The following is a 16,160-nucleotide window of genomic DNA, read 5'->3' as shown; positions in this document are numbered from 1 at the left end:
CAGCAACGGGCAGCAAGAGCGGACGGCGAGCCGGCCTGCCTCAAGTAAAGCGCCGGCCCGCCCCCTTGTCAACCATCGCCCACGCCGGCAGCGGCTAAAGTCCCGGCGCAATGTTCCGATAGAGTATTCATACCCCTGAACGTCACTCCGGAGGAACCCGCGTGGGCATGGTCCCCATCGATCAACTGGCCGCCGGCATGGTCCTGGCAAACGACGTCCGTGACCGGACCGGCCGGCTGCTGCTCGGCACCGGCGCCGCACTGGCCGACAAACATCTTTACATCTTCCGCACCTGGGGCGTGGTTGAAGCGGACATCGCCGGCAGCGACGACACCGCCCGCGACGCTGCGCTCCCCGCCGCGCTCGATCCGCTGGCGCTCTCCGCCGCTGAAGCGGATCTTTTGCCGCTCTTTCGCCACGCCGACCTGAACCAGCCGGCAATGCGCGAACTGCTCCGCCTCGCCGTCGAGCGAAAGGCCTGCCATGGCCAGGAGTGAGCCCCTAACCCTGGAACGGCTCGTCGGCGAAACGGTCACCGTCTACTCGCTCCCCTTCTTCTACGAGCGGCTCAACGAGGCGATCAACCACCCGCGCAGCTCCATCGACGACATCGCCCGGATCATCACCGAGGACCAGGGATTGACGGTCCGGCTGCTCAAGCTGGCCAACAGCCCGATGTTCGGCTACTACTCGCGGGTCGACTCGATCACCAAGGCGGTGACCATCATCGGCACCCAGCAGCTGCGCGACCTGGCGCTGGCGGCGTCGGTGATGGGAATCTTCCGCGGCATCCCGGAAGAGCTGCTGAACATGACCTCCTTCTGGCGGCACTCCATCGCCTGCGGAATGATCGCCCGGGGCCTCGCCACCTACCGCCGCGAAATCAACGTCGAGCGGTTTTTCGTCGCCGGCATGCTTCACGACGTCGGCCAGCTGGTGCTCTGCACCTCGGCCCCGGAGGTCGTTCGGGAGATGCTGGAGGCGAGCCGCGACCGGCAGAGCCTCCACTACCTGACGGAACGGGAGCGGCTCGGCTTCGACCATGCCGCCGTCGGCGGCGCCCTGCTCCGCACCTGGAAGATCCCGCCGGTGATCGGCGAACCGGTCGCCTGCCACCACGCTCCGGCGACCGCCGGGCAGTTCCCGCTGGAAGCGGCGCTGATCCATGTCGCGGACATCATCTGCCAGGCGCTGGAATTCGGCTTCAGCGGCGAATGGTTCGTCCCCCCCCTCAACGACGGCGCCTGGGAACGGCTCGGCATCCCGGTGAGTGTCCTCGGCACGATCCTGCACCAGACCGAACCGCAGCTCGAAGAGACCTTCGCCACCCTCGCGGAGGGAGCATGAGCGAACCCGTCCCGACCGACCAGACAACGGAACGGCTGCTCTACCTGGAAGAGTCGAATCTCCGCTACGTGGCGATCCTCGACATGCTCGCCTCCAGCGGCGATTTCCAGGCGGACCTGAGCCGGGCGGAGCAGCCGGCGGCCATCTTCCGCGCCACCCTGGCGCAGATCAGGCGGCTCCTGCCGTTTCGCTGGATGGGCTGCCTGGAGAGCCGGGACGACGGCAGCTTCGAACTGGCCGCCTGCGAGCCAGCCGACTGCCGGGAGACGCTGTTGGCCGAAATCGACGCCCGGATCATGGACGGCACCTTCGCCTGGGCGCTCAACCGGACCCAGGCGATCATGGCCCCGGCGGTGGCTGGCGAACAGACCCTGCTGCTGCACGTCGTCGCCACCCGGAGCCAGATCCGCGGCATGTTCGTCGGGCTTCTGCCCGGCAACGGCGCCGCCGTCGACGCGCCGTCGCTGAACGCGCTCTCCATCGTCCTCTACACCTGCGCCTACGCCCTGGAGAGTACCACCCTCCACGGCATGCTCCGCGACCACATGGCCCATCTGGAAGAGCGGGTCCGGGAGCGGACCCGGGAGCTGCAGGCCGCCCGGGAGATGGCCGAGGCGGCCAACCGGGCGAAGAGCGAATTTCTGGCGACCATGAGCCACGAACTTCGCACCCCGCTCAACGCGATCATCGGCTTCGCCGACGTACTGCTGGCCCGGACCTACGGCGCGCTGAACGACGACCAGGGGGAGTTCCTCGGCTACGTTCTCCAGAGCAGCCGGCACCTGCTGTCGCTGATCAACGACATCCTCGACCTCTCCAAGATCGAGGCCGAACGGATGGAGCTGGAGCCGGGCGAGCCGGAGATCCGGCCGCTGGTTGCCGGCAGCCTGCTGATGGTCCGGGAGCGGGCGGTCCGCCACGGCATCAGGCTGGTCGAAGAGCTCGATCCCCGGCTGCCGGCCACCGTCCGGGTCGACGAACGGAAGCTGAAGCAGATCATCTTCAACCTGCTGGCCAACGCGGTGAAATTCACCCCCGACGGCGGCAGCGTCACCCTGGCGGTGACCCCGGAGGGGACCGGCCTGGAGATCACCGTCAGCGATACCGGCATCGGCCTCGCCGCCGCGGACCTGGAGCGGATCTTCACCCCCTTCGAGCAGGCGGACGGCTCGGCGGCCCGCCGCTACGAGGGGACCGGGCTGGGATTGTCGTTGACGAAAAAGCTGGTGGAACTGCATGGCGGGACGATCACCGCCGCCAGCCCCGGGCCGGGCTGCGGCAGTACGTTTCGGGTGCGATTGCCGGCGCTGGCCGACAATCCGCTCAAGTCGGCCGGGGAAGATGCCGATAAGAGGTAGAAACCGTGCCGCCCGGCAGGCGGCATCCTCCACGGCGAACCATGGACCGACAACGCACCATCCTCCTGGTGGACGACAATTTCATGAACCGACGGCTGGTAGCCGCCATGCTCCACGGTAAACCGTACCGGCTCATCGAGCGGGAAAGCGGCCGGGAGGGGCTCGCCTGCGCCCTGGCTCAGCGGGACGAACTCGACCTGCTGCTGCTCGACGTCGGCATGCCCGACCTGACCGGCACCGAGCTTTGCCGCCGCTTCCGGGAGGCGGAAGAGGCCGGCCGGCGGCGGCCGGTGATCGCCTACACCGCCCACGCCATGGCCGACGAGCGCCAGGCCTTCCTCGTCGCCGGCTTCAGCGACATTCTCATCAAACCGATTACCCGGGAGGAGCTCCTGGCCCTCCTGGCACGCCATCTCCCCCCGGGGGAGCCGGCAAAGGAGCAGCCATGAAAACGCTGATAGTGGAAGATGACCCGGCCAGCCGGCGCCTGATGCGCGCCTACCTCGAACCGCTCGGCCCGTGCGACCAGGCGGCCGACGGTATCGAGGCGCTGGAGACCTTCACCCGGGCGCTGGACAGCAACGCCCCTTACGACCTCGTCTGCCTCGACATCATGATGCCCGGGATGACCGGTCACGAGGTGCTCCGGACAATCCGCCACCGGGAAGAGGAATGGCAGGCGCCGGTCCCGGCAAAGGTGATCATGACCACCGCCCTGAAGGACGCCGGCAACGTCATGGCGGCCTTCAACAACCAGTGCGAGGCCTACCTGGTCAAACCGATCGACAGCGACAAGCTCTTCACCACCATCCGCGACCTCGGCCTCGACTGCTAGGGACGCGGCACCGCTCTCCCCCCTTCGCCGGCAAGCCGCGTCCGGCGCTCAGCGACCCGCTTCGCCGGCCGCCGGCATGGCCGCGGCCGGCCCGCCATCTTTTCCCCAGAGCTGCAGCACGATCACCCCGGTCAAGAGGATCGCCCCGCCGAACCCCTGCAGGGGGGTAATCGTCTCCCCCAGCAGCAGCGCCGACAGGATGATGGTGATCAGCGGCTCCAGGGTGCTGATGATCGCCGCATTGGTCCCCCCGACCAGCCGCAGCCCGGCAAAGAAGCCGATTACCCCGACCATGGTCGGAAAAATGGCGATGCCGAGCATTGCCAGCCATCCCGCCGGCGGCACCAGCAGGGTCAGGCTCCCGGTCGCCAGCCCAAAGAGAAGCGCCGCCAGGCCGGCCGTCCCGCAGACGTAGACCGAGGTCACCAGCGGATCGATCCGCTTCAGCAGCCGGTTGCCGATGACGATGTAGCAGGAGTAGATCCCCGCCGCCCCCAGGATCGACAACACCCCCGCCAAACGCGCCCCGCTGAACGAGGCGTTCAGTACCAGCACCATCCCGACCAGACAGAGAACCAGGGCGAGCCCCTTGCGCCCGGTGAAGCGCTCGTCACCGAGCAGGAACGACAAGAGGCTGACCAGCGCCGGGTAGGTATAGAGCAGCAGCCCGGCCAGCGATGCCGGCAGATAGTGAATGCCGTTGGCGAAGAGCATCGACATCCCGCCATAGCCGACCGCCCCCATCAGGGTCAGCTCCACCACTCCCCGCCGGCCGAGCCGGAGCGGGACGCCGCGCCAGCGGAGCACGATGACCAGGCAGAGGGCGGCCAGCAGGAAGCGGACCGCCATGATGGTGGTAATCGAGGCCCCGGCGGCGAAGGCGAACTTGATCAGGATGCCGAGGGTGGCGAAGCCGGCCGCCGAGGCGGCGATCAGCAGGGCGCCGGCATTGTGCTGTTTCATGGCTGGTCCTTTGCGCGGAGGGTGGGGAGCGGGGCTCATTCTGCCCGATTCCGGCTGCCCCTGCAAGTGCCTTGTCCGGGGGGGGCGCGCCGCCGCCGGAAAGTCGGCCCGGGCGTTTGCATCGCCGCCCTTTCCCGCTAAGCTTTGACTATCACCGCACTCCGCACACATTCGCACCGTGAAAGGAGAGAAGGCCATGGCTGCACTGTCATTCAGTCCGGGACTGGAAGGGGTGGTTGCCGGCACGACGGCGATCAGTTCGGTGGGAAAAGAACAGTTCGGGCTGACCTACCGCGGCTACGCCATCGAAGATCTGGCGGCGCACGCCACTTTCGAGGAGGTGGCCTTCCTGCTGATCCACGGCGCGCTGCCGGATGCCGGCGAATACGCCCGCTACCGCAAACGGCTGGCCGGGCTGCGGGAGCTGTCGGCGGCGCTGAAGACCGTGCTGGAGCAGCTGCCGGCCAAAGCCCATCCGATGGATGTGCTCCGGACCGGCTGTTCGGCCCTCGGCACCATGGAACCGGAAACGGAGGCCCACGGGGCGCACCAGATCGCCGACCGGCTGCTCGCCCTCTTCCCCGGCATGCTCCTCTACTGGCACCACTTTCACCGGGACGGCCGGCGGATCGAGACGGCCAGTGCCGAAGAGAGCCACGCCGGGCACTTCCTCCACCTTCTCCACGGCCGGCCGCCGGGCGAACTGCAGCGGCAGGCGATGGACGCCTCGCTGATCCTCTACGCCGAACACGAGTTCAACGCCTCGACCTTTTCCGCCCGGGTAACCGCCTCGACCCTGGCCGATTTCTACGCGGCGATCACCGCGGCCATCGGCACCCTGCGCGGGCCGCTCCACGGCGGGGCCAATGAGGAGGCGATGCGGCTGCTCGGCCGTTTTGCCTCTCCCGAGGAGGCCGAAGAGGCCGTCCGGGCGATGATCGCCGCCGGCGAAAAGATCATGGGCTTCGGCCACCGGATCTACAAGAAATCCCTCGACCCGCGCTCGCCGATCATCCAGCAGTGGTCGCGCCGGCTGGCCGAGGCGGCGGGAAACCCGCTCCTCTACCGAATCTCGGAGCGGATCGAGGCGGTGGTCCGGCAGGCCAAGGGGCTCTACCCCAACCTGGATTTCTACAGCGCCTCCGCCTACCACCTCTGCGGCATCCCGACGTCGATGTTCACCCCGGTCTTCGTCTTTGCCCGGGTCGCCGGCTGGGCCGCCCACGTGATCGAGCAGCGGAGCGCCAACCGGATCTTCCGCCCGGTGGCCGACTACACCGGCCCGGCACCGCGCCCCTATCCGCCGCTCGCCACCCGGGGCTGACCATGAAAGAACCGCTCTGGAGACCGACGGCGGCGCAGCGCGACCGGGCGGCGATGACCCGCTTCATCGCCTTCGTCAACGCCCGGCACGGCACCAGCTTCAGCGGCTACGACGAGCTCTACCGCTGGTCGGTGACCGAGCTGTCCCTCTTCTGGGCCGACCTGTGGGATTTTCTCGGCATTATCGCCTCCCGCCGCTTCGACCGGGTACTCGACGAGCCGGCGACGATGCCGGGGGCCCGCTGGTTTGCCGGCGCCCGGCTCAATTTTGCCGAAAACCTGCTCCGCTACCGGGACGACCGGCCGGCGCTGGTCGGCATCGCCGAGGGAGGGGAAACACGGCGGCTCAGCTACGCCGGGCTGTTCGACCAGGTGGCCCGGCTGGCGGCGGCGCTCAAGGACGCCGGGGTAACGGCGGGGGACCGGGTCGCCGGTTTCCTGCCGAACCTGCCGGAGACGGTGGTCGCCATGCTGGCGGCAACCAGCCTCGGGGCCGTCTGGTCCTCCTGTTCGCCCGATTTCGGCAGCCGGGGGGTCCTGGACCGCTTCGGCCAGATCGGCCCGAAGATTCTCTTCGCCGCCGACGGCTACCGCTACCGCGGCCGGCGTTTCGATTCGCTGGCGCGGCTCCGCGAGATCGTCTCCGCCCTCCCCGGCGTCGAACGGCTGGTGGTCGTCCCCTCCCTGGACGAGGAGCCCGATCTCCGCGGCATCCCGCAGGCGGTCCGCTACGCCGACTTTACCGCCGGGCAAGCGGCCTTTCCCGGCTTCGTCCAGCTCCCGGCCGACCACCCGCTCTACATCATGTACTCCTCCGGCACCACCGGCCCCCCCAAGTGCCTGGTCCAGGGGGCAGCGGGAATCCTCCTCAACCAGTTCAAGGAGCTGGCCCTTCACACCGACCTGGGGCGCGACGACACCATTATCTACCTGACCACCTGCGGCTGGATGATGTGGAACTGGCTGGTCTGCGCCCTGGCGACCGGGGCGACCGTGGTCCTCTACGAGGGGCACCCCTTCCATCCCGATCCGGGCTATCTCTGGCGGCTCGCCCGGGACGAGGGGATCACTGTCTTCGGTACCAGCGCCCGCTACCTGGCCGCTCTGGAGAAGAGCGGCGCCCGGCCGGGACGGGAGTACGACCTTTCCCGGCTCCGGACAGTACTCTCCACCGGTTCGCCGCTGGCGCCGGAGAGCTTCGCCTACGTCTACCGGGAGATCAAGGCCGACCTCCAACTCGCCTCGATCTCCGGCGGCACCGACCTGAACGGCTGCTTCGCTTTGGGAAACCCGCTCGGCCCGGTCTACCCCGGTGAACTCCAGTGCCGGGGGCTCGGCATGCGGGTAGCGGTCTTCGACGAGGCCGGCCGGGCGGTGGTCGGCAAGCCGGGCGAACTGGTCTGTACCGCCCCCTTCCCATCGATGCCGCTCTCCTTCTGGCACGATCCGGACGGCGCCAAGTACCGCCACGCCTATTTCGAGCGCTTTCCCGGGGTCTGGACCCACGGCGACTGGTGCGAGCTGACCGAAAGCGGCGGGCTGATCATCTACGGCCGCTCCGACGCCACGCTCAACCCGGGCGGGGTGCGGATCGGCACCGCCGAGCTCTACCGGCTGGTGGAAACCCTCCCCGAGATTGCCGACAGCCTCGCCGTCGGCCAGCGCTGGGAAGGGGACGAGCGGGTGATCCTCTTCGTCCGGCTGGCGGCCGGCACGACCTTGACCGACGAGCTGGCGGAGCGGATCCGCCGGGCAATCCGGGAGCAGCTCTCTCCCCGCCACGTCCCGGCCCGGATCATCGCCGTGGCCGATATTCCCTATACCATCAGCATGAAAAAGGTGGAGCTGGCGGTCCGAAAGGTTATCCACGGCGAGCCGGTGAAAAACCGCGACGCCCTGGCCAACCCCGAAGCGCTCGACCTTTACCGGGACCTGCCTGAGCTGCAACGATGAATTCGTCAGGGGGGATGTCATGAAAGGAGCCCGTCTCAACCGGCTGCACCGCGGCGTCGGCCTGATCATCGCCCCGTTCCTGGTGCTCCAGACGCTGAGTGGCCTGGTGCTCGATTTCGGGCTATTCCGCCGGGGGGCGGGCGGGACGCCGGCCCTCGGGCAGGAACAGCGGCTGGACATGATCCTGGAGAAAATCCACTTCGGTCCCGGCTGGCTCGGCGACAGCTACCACCTGCTGCTCGGCGCCGCTACCGTCTGGATGGCGCTCTCCGGCTGGCTGCTCTTCCTCCGGCTGCGGCGGAACCGGCTGCGGCCGGCGGCCGATCAGAGCGGCACGAAATAGACGTCGGTCGGCCGGAAGGTGCTGTTCCGGCGGAATTTGGCCCGCACCGGCATGCCGATGGTCACCTCGTCCGGTTCGACACCGACCAGTCGGGAGAGGAAGAGGGTGTCGACCCGCTCGAACTCGACCAGGATCAGCGTAAAGGGGGTCTCCTCGAGGAACGCCTCGCCGCCGTAATAGCAGGTGGTATAGGTATGGACCCGCCCCTCGGTGGGGAGTTCGGCCCAGGCGGTGGCGGCGCCGCACTCCATGCAGTGGCCGCGCGGCGTGGCGTAGACGTGGCCGCAGCCGGTGCAACGGCTGCCGAGCAGTTTCCCGTGCGCCAGGCCGGCGAAAAACGGCGAATCCTGGGCGTAGGAGTGGAGGTAGTCGATCTCGTAGTGGTACTTGAGGATGATCGGCTCGACATTGAAAAGAACCGCGCCCGTTTCATTCTCCGGCAGCTTGGCATTCTTGTCCATGAGATACCTCCTGCGGCGGAACGGCCCGCTAGACGCTTTCCAGAATACTCACCGTGATATAGGTGCCGGTCCCGGCATGGCTGTGGATCAGTCCCCGCCGCGGTTCGGCCAGCTGCAGGGTGGCATCCCCCAGGTGTTTGCCGATGGTCCCCTGTAGCTGCCAGAAGGCGAAGACCGCCTGCATCAGCCCGGTGGCCCCCACCGGATGGCCGCAGGCCAACAGCCCCCCCGACGGGTTGACCGGCAGCCGGCGCCAGCGCCCCGGCGCGGAGAAGTCGAGGCCATAGTCGAGATTCGCCAGGAACGGCGCCCCGGCATCGACGTAGCCCCCCCCCTCGCCATAGCGGCAGAGCCCCAAGTCCTCGTAAGTCTGGATTTCGGAAGAGGTGTAGGCATCGTGCAGTTCGACGAAATCGAGTTCCTTGCCCGGGTCGGCGATCCCGGCCATTTCGTAGGCCAGCTTGGCGGCACTCCGGCCGCCACGGAACGAATGGACCCCCGGATAGCGCAGCCCGGCATAATCGGCCACCGTTTCGTGAGGAAGGAGGAGCACCGGGCCGTGGGGACGGTCGGCCATCCGCATCGCGTCGGTGCCACAGCCGATGCCGGCGATCCGCACGGGCCGATCGCAGAGCCGCTCCGCCGCCCCTTCCGCGGCAAGGATCGCCACCGCCGCCCCGTCGGACATCTGGCAACAGTCGCGGATGGTCAACGGCGTCGCCACCAACGGCGCGCTGCGCACATCGGCCACGGTCAGCGCCGCCGGGCTCTGGGCATAGGGGTTGTGCAGGGCGTTGCGGTGGTTCTTCACCGCCACCTTGGCCAGCTGTTCGACGGTGGTGCCGAATTCGTGCATGTGGCGGCGGACCATCATCGCGTAGTAACCGGTGTAGAAGCCCCCCACCGGGTAGTCGAAATTGGTGTCCGAGGCAAGGGCGATGAACTCGTTCCCCTTCCAGGTGTTGACCCGGCTCATCGTCTCGAAGCCCATCGCCAGGCAGACCTCCATCCGCCCCGAGGCGACCGCCTCCCAGGCCGCCTGGAAACAGAGCCCGCCGGTGGCCCCGCCCCCCTCGATCCGCCGCGACGGCTTGGGGCAGAGGCCGAGGTAGTCCTGGACCATCGCCCCGGCCTTCAGCTGGCGGGTGAAGTGATCGGAGAAGTACGAGCAGACGCTGCCGTCGATCTCCGCCCGGCCGAGCCGGGGGAGGTCCGCCAGGGCATAGTCGAACGCCTCCTTGACCATCAGCCGGAAATCCTTCTCCGGGTGGGCCTTGGCAAACTTGGTGATCCCGCCGCCGATCATATAGACAGGTCGCATGGTCCCTCCGCGTGCAACAGTTCCCGGGCAATCACCAGCCGCTGGATCTCCGACGTCCCCTCGCCGATTTCGCAAAGTTTCGCCTCGCGGAGATAGCGCTCCACCGGGAAGGCCCGGGTATAGCCGTAGCCGCCGTGAATCTGCACCGCCTTCACCGCAGCCCGCATCGCCGTCTCGGCGGCGAACAGCTTGGCCATCGCCGCCTCCCGGGCGAAGCGCCGGCCGGCGTCGCGGAGCCGGGCCGCCCGGTGGACCAGCAGCCGGGCGGCATCGATTTCGGTCGCCATGTCGGCGAGCATCCACTGCAGCCCCTCGAAGTCGCCGATCGGCCGGCCGAAGGCGGTCCGGCGCCGGGCGTAGGCGACGCTCTCCTCCAGGCAGGCGCGGGCGATGCCGACCGCCATTGCCGCCACGCCGATCCGCCCGCCGGCCAGGACCTCCATCGCCTGGATGAACCCCCGGTCCCGTTCGCCGAGAAGCGCCTCCGCCGGCAACCGCACCTCCTTCAGGAGCAGCGCCACCGTATCGCTGGCGCGGAAACCGAGCTTGTCGAGATTCTTCCCCTTACCGAGGCCGGGGGTATCGCCGGGGACGATGAAGGCCGAGATCCCCTTGGCACCCCGGTCCGGGTCGGTCACCGCCATCACCACCAGGGTGTCGGCCCGGGAGCCGTTGGTAATGAAGAACTTGTTGCCGTTAAGCCGCCAGCCGGTGCCGTCGGCCTCCGCCCGGGTCTTGATCCCGCCGGCGTCGCTGCCGGCGCCGGGCTCGGTGAGCGCCCAGGCGGCCAGCTTCCCCCCCCGGGCCAGCGGCGGGAGAAACCGCTCTTTCTGCGCCGGCGAACCGAAGGCGTTGAGATGGCTGGCGGCCAGGGTGTGGGCCAGGAGGGTGATCGTCGTCGCCGCGTCGACCTGGGCCAGCTCCTCCACCACCAGGACGTAGCTGAGAAAATCGCGGCCGCCCCCCCCGTACTCGTCGGGGAGCACCAGGCCGAACAGCCCCAGTTCGTGGAGCTTCGCCACCTGGGCGGCGGGAAATTCCCCCGCCTCGTCCCGCTGTCCCACCCCCGGTTTGAGCTCCGCCCCGGCAACCTCCCGGACGGTCTGCTGCAGCGTCAGCTGCGCTTCGGTCAATTCACAGGTCATCGTCTCACCTCGTCGTTACGGTCGTCGTCCGGCTCACCGGTAACTGAAAAAGCCGCGCCCCGCCTTCCGCCCGAGATGGCCGGCATCGACCATCCTGACCAGCAGCGGGCACGGCCGGTACTTCGGATCCCTGAAACCCTCGTAAAGCACCGTGGCGATGGCCAGCACCGTATCGAGGCCGATCAGGTCCGCCAGGGCGAGCGGCCCCATCGGCTGGTTGGTGCCGAGCTTCATCCCCTTGTCGATCGCCTCCGCCGTCGCCACCCCTTCCTGGAGGGCGAAGATCGCCTCGTTGATCATCGGGATGAGGATCCGGTTGACGATGAAGCCGGGATAGTCCCGGGAAACCGCCATTTCCTTGCCGAGGCTGGCCACCACCGCCGTCGCCGCGGCGAAGGTTTCGTCGCTGGTGGCCTCCCCCCTGATTACCTCCACCAGCCGCATCGCCGGCACCGGATTCATGAAATGGAGGCCGAGCACCCGCTCCGGCCGCCCGGTGGCCGCCGCCAGCCGGGTGATGGAGATCGAGGAGGTATTCGAGGCGAGGATCGCCCCGGCCGGCAGCGCCGCGTCAAGATCACGGAAGATCTGCCGCTTGAGCGGCTCGTTCTCCGGCACCGCCTCGATCACCAGCCCGGCCGCAGCCAGCTCGGCGAAGCTGTCGGTCGGCCGGATCCGGGCGACGATCGCCCCGATCTCCTCCCGCTCAAGGCGGTTTTCGATCGCCTGGCGCTCCAGGTTTTCCCGGATTGTCGCCTGCGCCTTCGCCAGCTGGGCCGCGGCGATCTCGCAGAGGATCACCTCGTAGCCGTGCCAGGCGAAAAGCTGGGCGATCCCGCTCCCCATCTGCCCCGCCCCGAGCACGCCAACCGTTTTGATCATCGTTCCCTCCCCTTGGCCGGCATGGCCGCCGTTCAGAGCCGCTCGAAGATCGCCGCCACCGCCTCGCCGCCGCCATTGCACAGGGTGGCCAGCCCGTAGCGCCCCTGACGGCGCCCCAGTTCCCGGACCAGGGTTGCAACGAGCCGGCCGCCGCTCGCGCCGATCGGGTGGCCGAGGGCGACGGCACCGCCATTGACGTTGACCCGGGCCGGATCGAGCTGCAGCGTGCCGATGGCGTAGAGCGCCACCGCGGCAAAGGCTTCGTTGATCTCGAACAGGTCGATCTCCCCCAGCGACAGCCCGGCTCGGGCGCAGACCCGGCGGATCGCCCCCTCCGGCGCCTCGGGGAAGCGGTCCGGATGGCGGCTCTCGGTGGCGGTGGCAACGAGCCGGGCGCGGGGGTGGAGATTGCAGCGCTTGAGCGCCGCCTCGCCGGCCAACAGCGTCAGCGCCGCCCCGTCGCTGATGGTGGAGGCATTGCCGGCGGTGATGGTCCCCTCTTTGCGGAAGGCCGGCCGCAAATGGGGAAGCCGGTCGAGATCGACGGCGAACGGCTCCTCGTCGTCCGTCACCGGCTCCGCCATCCCTTCCGGCGCCGGCCGGACCGGCACGATTTCATCGCCGAAGATCCCTTCCCGGAGCGCCGTCCGGGCCAGCCGGTAAGAGCGGAGGGCATACTCGTCCTGGTCGGCGCGGCTCAGACCGTGCCGGGCGGCGCTCTCCTCGGCGATCTCTCCCATCAGCCGGCCGCTGTAGGGATCCTGGAGGCCATCGTAGATCATCAGGTCGAAAATCTCGCCATGCCCCAGCCGGTAACCGCTCCGCGCCTTGCGGAGAAAATAGGGGGCAGTCGACATGCTCTCCATGCCGCCGGCGATCACCAGCTCCGCCTCGCCGAGGGCGATCGCCCCGGCACCGAGCGTGATCGCCTTCAGGCCGCTGCCGCAAACCTTGTTGATCGTCAGGGCATGGACGGCGTCGGGAAGCCCGGCCAGCCGCATCGCCTGCCGGGCCGGCGCCTGGCCGCAACCGCCGGAGAGGACCTGGCCGACGATCACCTCATCCACCGCCTCGCCGGGGAGGCCGGTGCGGGCGAGGAGCCCTCCGATCACCGCTGCCGCCAGTTCCGGCGCCCGCCGCTGGGCCAACGCCCCGCCGAACGAGCCGAACGGCGTCCGCAATGACTCGACCAGATAGACATCCCCCATTGTCCCCCCCTTGCTGCCGGATTGTTGTGGCAAAGTATACCATGCCGTACCGGGTCTGCTGCGGCAAGGAGGACCGAGCCCGTCATCCGCCGCCGCCGGCGGGCGGCAAGAGGGTAATGCCGGCGCGGGACGGAAGAACCCGTCATCATGAGCGATCGTTTATTATTTGCAATGCCGGCCAATCATCGGTAATCTTTAGACTGTTTCGCGGCTGCCGGCACAACGGGCGCGGCACGGCAGCGAATCTACACGGAGGGTGGCTGGTCATGAACAACCGTGCGACAAAACTCCTCATCGGCATCGTGTCGATCTCTTTCGCCCTGCTCCTCGCCTGGCGAATCGGCCTCTGGCTGGAGCCGGAGCAGGGTCCCGCCGGATCGACGGCCCTGGCCCCGCCGACTGCGAAAGCCCCCCCTTTCGCCAGCAGCCAGGCGGGCGACAAACTCCCCTTCGAGCTGCGCGACGTGCAGCTCTCCGCAGACAAAACAACGGTCACGGGGATCGGTATTGTTCGCTTCGACATCACCCAGGCGGAGATCAGGCCGGCGACCGAGGCGATGTTGCGGGCGGTAAAACAGAAGGTACCGGCGGCAAAGCGGATTTCGCTCACCCTCCGGCCGACGGTGGAATGCCCGGTCTGCACCATTGCCGAGACAGAGTACGCCGCGGGGAAGGTAACCATCCGCTATGGCATCCCCTCGCTCGGTCAGATCGATGCAGCCAACGCCCTGATCGGCACGAAGAAGGCCGACGGCACCGTGGACGACCGGCCGCGGCTCTACCTTCCCGACGGCAAGACCTTTGCCGCCGGCCTGGCAGTGACCCTGGCCATCGCCAAGGCCCGGCAAAAAAATGCCGCCCTGACCGACGAGCAGTTGCTGGAGCAGGCGGCGAACGCCACCGGGCTCCCGTACTCGGTGGTCGAGCGGTACCGGGATTTCATGGACGCCTATTATACCGGCAACACTTACGGCAGCGAGAGCTTCACCCTGTCGCCCGGCTGAGCCCGGCCGGGCGAACGACAAAAAAAGGGGAACGGCGCCACGCCGTTCCCCTTTTTCCTATACAACGGCGACCAATTCGTCAATAAAGACGGTCGGATTTCCCCGCCGGACCGGCGATATGCTGGTCTGACTCACCCAAGACGATAAAGAAAGTGCCGATGTGTGACGCCATCCTTTCCGGCGAAGCAATCTGGTACTAATGGGGAAATAGGGGCTCCTTAGGTGCTCGGTAGATAAACGTGGCAGCATGTGCCGCTACGGACATCCCGGAATTTGTTGTTATTTGGTGCTGAGGACGAGGTAAAATGCCCCGCCTCTTGCGAAACGGGGCATAGTCAGGCCAGGAATTTAAGGATGCTATGGTCTGGTTGTCCCTAAGTAATTTCGGGCACCTGAGACTGGAACCGTGGCACTGGAATATGACGTAAAATTTACAGTTCCTGTTAACACTCCGTTTTGCAGGTAATCAAGAGAATCGTAAATCAATCTCTTGGCATAGGTTCTGTTGTGAGCAAATGCCCCAGGCTCATGCTTTAACAGACTAAAGTTGAAAGCTGCCCCCATGTTTTGTTTTCCTGTCCCTCCTGTTGGTCCAACAGTTGTCCAATTTGTTGTTGCAAAATAGGGATAATGATCGGTGTATGTCATCCCTTTTTGAGCCAAGGCGCTCTGAAGGAGCGCAAGTGAGCTAATAAACCCACTTTTTTCCTCTTCGATGATAGCATCAGTCATTGCATGTCCAGCGGAAGGGACGTGGCATTTGGTACAAATGCCGTTAGGGTCAGTGTATCCCTGCCTGTAATCGAGCGTATGCGTTCCATTATTCATGTGGCAGGAGACGCAAGGGCCATTTGTACCAGTAGGTGATCCAAAACCAGGGAATGCATAATTATCCACGCCTACTTTGTCGTGAGCGAAATGGCTTGTCGGGCCATAAATTGTATCGTACGGGTGAGTTGTATCTGTACTGGGGTAGAACCTGAAGCCAACTTTGTAGAAAAGTACTCCAGCGGCTGCCAAGTAATGTGGATTTATTGTCGCAAAAGAAGCGTTAGTGAAGTCACTGACGGTATCAATACTGGCCTCATTGATCATGCCGGTATGGCAAGGCATGCACAAGTTAGATGTTGAAACATCAGGATATGTTACACTAGCCTGCTCACTGGAGAATCCGTAGTGCGCAGTGTATTGTGGTGCCTGTCGTATGCGGTTTTTGAAATTATAATCGGTATGGCAGGCTTTGCACGTCACGACCTCTTTCGTTGTATCTCCTGGTTTTGCCCAAGTGGTTGTCGGGAATGGGTTGGAATAGCTTCCCTCAACATAGTTGATGTATCCAGTTGAAGTATGGCAGCGAATGCATGTATAGCTCTGCCCGGCCTTATAATTCTTGAAATCGTAGGCGTTCCAAGCGACAGAGTGAACATCACCATGCCCTGATTCAGCCCAATCCTTATGTTCGGTTGGTTTTGCAGTACCGGCTGTCAGCAACACATTGGAGTTTGCCATAGTTACTGTACTGGCGGTACCGTCAAAAATACCATTGTTACCCAAGTGTGGGTCATGGCAGCTGGTACATGACTTTTGATAATTGCTGCTGACATAGGCAGCTGAATAATTACTGAAGTGATTTCTTGACAAATGGCCATCGTGACAGTCAAAGCATTTGCCAGCCGTGTCAGGGTTTGGATATGGTAATGGTCCAACGCCATTGTGCTGGGCACCACCGCCGTGGCAGTCCTGGCAGCCTACGAAGTGGAAGTTGTTCGTGTAGTGGCTGGATGCCAGGTACGCCTGATAAATGTTCGTCCCGGCGACTGGGTCGATGGCTGTACTGTGGCATTGGGCGCAGGCGGACTCGTCAACCTTGGCGACACCGCCGACAATATTGCTCCCGCTGGTGGACCCTTCCTTGTTGCCGGAGCCGCAGCCAGCGAGTGCTGCCGTCATGACGAACGCGGCCAGCAGCGCTGCATACTTTGATGTTGTTCTCCTCATGCTGTTTCCTCCTTGGTTG

Annotated in this window: 16 protein-coding genes; 9 read left to right on the top strand and 7 right to left on the bottom strand. The window is 66.0% G+C overall.

Annotated elements, in window-relative coordinates; translation table 11 throughout:
* Positions 1-167 precede the first annotated feature (167 nt).
* The 5 genes from QMN23_RS04400 to QMN23_RS04380 are packed head-to-tail and all read left to right on the top strand — an operon-like array spanning position 168 to position 3,540.
* The gene (locus QMN23_RS04400; RefSeq protein ID WP_282002090.1) at positions 168-497 is read left to right on the top strand and encodes a hypothetical protein; all 330 of its coding nucleotides are present in this window, start codon (positions 168-170) and stop codon (positions 495-497) included.
* Positions 484-1,347, top strand: coding sequence for an HDOD domain-containing protein (locus QMN23_RS04395; RefSeq protein ID WP_282002089.1), 864 nt, complete (start codon positions 484-486; stop codon positions 1,345-1,347). The genes QMN23_RS04400 and QMN23_RS04395 overlap by 14 nt, the downstream gene beginning before the upstream one ends.
* On the top strand, positions 1,344-2,705 hold the full coding sequence (locus tag QMN23_RS04390; protein WP_282002086.1) for a sensor histidine kinase: 1,362 nt from the start codon (positions 1,344-1,346) through the stop codon (positions 2,703-2,705). The genes QMN23_RS04395 and QMN23_RS04390 overlap by 4 nt, the downstream gene beginning before the upstream one ends.
* Positions 2,706-2,746: 41 nt before the next feature.
* Positions 2,747-3,154 carry a response regulator gene (locus tag QMN23_RS04385; RefSeq protein ID WP_282002084.1) on the top strand — a complete coding sequence of 136 codons (408 nt, stop codon included), beginning with the start codon at positions 2,747-2,749 and terminating at the stop codon, positions 3,152-3,154.
* Complete coding sequence (locus tag QMN23_RS04380; RefSeq protein WP_282002082.1) at positions 3,151-3,540, top strand: response regulator; 390 nt, start codon at positions 3,151-3,153, stop codon at positions 3,538-3,540. The genes QMN23_RS04385 and QMN23_RS04380 overlap by 4 nt, the downstream gene beginning before the upstream one ends.
* Before the next feature lie 48 nt (positions 3,541-3,588).
* Here the strand turns inward: QMN23_RS04380 and QMN23_RS04375 are convergent, their stop codons facing one another.
* Complete coding sequence (locus QMN23_RS04375; protein ID WP_282002081.1) at positions 3,589-4,503, bottom strand: DMT family transporter; 915 nt, start codon at positions 4,501-4,503, stop codon at positions 3,589-3,591.
* A 196-nt stretch (positions 4,504-4,699) separates the two neighbouring features.
* Between QMN23_RS04375 and QMN23_RS04370 the strand changes: the two genes are divergently transcribed.
* Genes QMN23_RS04370 through QMN23_RS04360 form a run of 3 tightly spaced genes read left to right on the top strand, consistent with a single transcriptional unit; the run spans position 4,700 to position 8,122 of the window.
* The gene (locus QMN23_RS04370) at positions 4,700-5,827 is read left to right on the top strand and encodes a citrate/2-methylcitrate synthase (RefSeq protein WP_282002080.1); all 1,128 of its coding nucleotides are present in this window, start codon (positions 4,700-4,702) and stop codon (positions 5,825-5,827) included.
* Positions 5,828-5,829: 2 nt separating this feature from the next.
* Positions 5,830-7,779, top strand: a complete 1,950-nt coding sequence (locus QMN23_RS04365) for an acetoacetate--CoA ligase (RefSeq protein WP_282002078.1) — start codon at positions 5,830-5,832, stop codon at positions 7,777-7,779.
* A gap of 19 nt (positions 7,780-7,798) precedes the next feature.
* The gene (locus tag QMN23_RS04360; RefSeq protein ID WP_282002076.1) at positions 7,799-8,122 is read left to right on the top strand and encodes a hypothetical protein; all 324 of its coding nucleotides are present in this window, start codon (positions 7,799-7,801) and stop codon (positions 8,120-8,122) included.
* Here the strand turns inward: QMN23_RS04360 and QMN23_RS04355 are convergent.
* The 5 genes from QMN23_RS04355 to QMN23_RS04335 are packed head-to-tail and all read right to left on the bottom strand — an operon-like array spanning position 8,104 to position 13,139.
* Entirely contained in the window at positions 8,104-8,583 is a 480-nt protein-coding gene (locus tag QMN23_RS04355) for a Zn-ribbon domain-containing OB-fold protein (RefSeq protein ID WP_282002074.1), read from the bottom strand. The genes QMN23_RS04360 and QMN23_RS04355 overlap by 19 nt on opposite strands.
* A gap of 28 nt (positions 8,584-8,611) precedes the next feature.
* Positions 8,612-9,904 (bottom strand): thiolase C-terminal domain-containing protein, encoded by a 1,293-nt coding sequence (locus tag QMN23_RS04350; protein WP_282002073.1) that lies wholly within the window; start codon positions 9,902-9,904, stop codon positions 8,612-8,614.
* Positions 9,886-11,049 (bottom strand): acyl-CoA dehydrogenase family protein, encoded by a 1,164-nt coding sequence (locus tag QMN23_RS04345; protein ID WP_282002072.1) that lies wholly within the window; start codon positions 11,047-11,049, stop codon positions 9,886-9,888. The genes QMN23_RS04350 and QMN23_RS04345 overlap by 19 nt, the downstream gene beginning before the upstream one ends.
* 33 nt (positions 11,050-11,082) lie before the next feature.
* Positions 11,083-11,931, bottom strand: coding sequence for a 3-hydroxyacyl-CoA dehydrogenase family protein (locus QMN23_RS04340; protein WP_282002070.1), 849 nt, complete (start codon positions 11,929-11,931; stop codon positions 11,083-11,085).
* 32 nt (positions 11,932-11,963) lie between these two features.
* The gene (locus QMN23_RS04335; RefSeq protein ID WP_282002069.1) at positions 11,964-13,139 is read right to left on the bottom strand and encodes a thiolase family protein; all 1,176 of its coding nucleotides are present in this window, start codon (positions 13,137-13,139) and stop codon (positions 11,964-11,966) included.
* Between the two features lie 266 nt (positions 13,140-13,405).
* Between QMN23_RS04335 and QMN23_RS04330 the strand changes: the two genes are divergently transcribed.
* Positions 13,406-14,143 carry a hypothetical protein gene (locus tag QMN23_RS04330; protein ID WP_282002068.1) on the top strand — a complete coding sequence of 246 codons (738 nt, stop codon included), beginning with the start codon at positions 13,406-13,408 and terminating at the stop codon, positions 14,141-14,143.
* A 357-nt stretch (positions 14,144-14,500) separates the two neighbouring features.
* On the opposite strand, the gene QMN23_RS04325 is transcribed toward QMN23_RS04330, so the two are convergent.
* The gene (locus QMN23_RS04325) at positions 14,501-16,141 is read right to left on the bottom strand and encodes a hypothetical protein (RefSeq protein ID WP_282002066.1); all 1,641 of its coding nucleotides are present in this window, start codon (positions 16,139-16,141) and stop codon (positions 14,501-14,503) included.
* Positions 16,142-16,160: the final 19 nt, after the last annotated feature.

This window comes from Geotalea uraniireducens (assembly GCF_027943965.1).
GTDB lineage: Bacteria > Desulfobacterota > Desulfuromonadia > Geobacterales > Geobacteraceae > Geobacter > Geobacter uraniireducens.
Note: the sequence above shows the minus strand (reverse complement) of the source record. Positions and strands in the feature narration are given on the sequence as shown.

Coding starts and splice junctions, on each gene's coding strand:
- QMN23_RS04340 (WP_282002070.1), bottom strand. CDS start 11,931: ATGATCAAAACGGTTGGCGTGCTCGGGGCGGGGCAGATGGGGAGCGGG.
- QMN23_RS04325 (WP_282002066.1), bottom strand. CDS start 16,141: ATGAGGAGAACAACATCAAAGTATGCAGCGCTGCTGGCCGCGTTCGTC.
- QMN23_RS04400 (WP_282002090.1), top strand. CDS start 168: ATGGTCCCCATCGATCAACTGGCCGCCGGCATGGTCCTGGCAAACGAC.
- QMN23_RS04385 (WP_282002084.1), top strand. CDS start 2,747: ATGGACCGACAACGCACCATCCTCCTGGTGGACGACAATTTCATGAAC.
- QMN23_RS04375 (WP_282002081.1), bottom strand. CDS start 4,503: ATGAAACAGCACAATGCCGGCGCCCTGCTGATCGCCGCCTCGGCGGCC.
- QMN23_RS04365 (WP_282002078.1), top strand. CDS start 5,830: ATGAAAGAACCGCTCTGGAGACCGACGGCGGCGCAGCGCGACCGGGCG.
- QMN23_RS04360 (WP_282002076.1), top strand. CDS start 7,799: ATGAAAGGAGCCCGTCTCAACCGGCTGCACCGCGGCGTCGGCCTGATC.
- QMN23_RS04395 (WP_282002089.1), top strand. CDS start 484: ATGGCCAGGAGTGAGCCCCTAACCCTGGAACGGCTCGTCGGCGAAACG.
- QMN23_RS04355 (WP_282002074.1), bottom strand. CDS start 8,583: ATGGACAAGAATGCCAAGCTGCCGGAGAATGAAACGGGCGCGGTTCTT.
- QMN23_RS04335 (WP_282002069.1), bottom strand. CDS start 13,139: ATGGGGGATGTCTATCTGGTCGAGTCATTGCGGACGCCGTTCGGCTCG.
- QMN23_RS04390 (WP_282002086.1), top strand. CDS start 1,344: ATGAGCGAACCCGTCCCGACCGACCAGACAACGGAACGGCTGCTCTAC.
- QMN23_RS04380 (WP_282002082.1), top strand. CDS start 3,151: ATGAAAACGCTGATAGTGGAAGATGACCCGGCCAGCCGGCGCCTGATG.
- QMN23_RS04370 (WP_282002080.1), top strand. CDS start 4,700: ATGGCTGCACTGTCATTCAGTCCGGGACTGGAAGGGGTGGTTGCCGGC.
- QMN23_RS04350 (WP_282002073.1), bottom strand. CDS start 9,904: ATGCGACCTGTCTATATGATCGGCGGCGGGATCACCAAGTTTGCCAAG.
- QMN23_RS04330 (WP_282002068.1), top strand. CDS start 13,406: ATGAACAACCGTGCGACAAAACTCCTCATCGGCATCGTGTCGATCTCT.
- QMN23_RS04345 (WP_282002072.1), bottom strand. CDS start 11,049: ATGACCTGTGAATTGACCGAAGCGCAGCTGACGCTGCAGCAGACCGTC.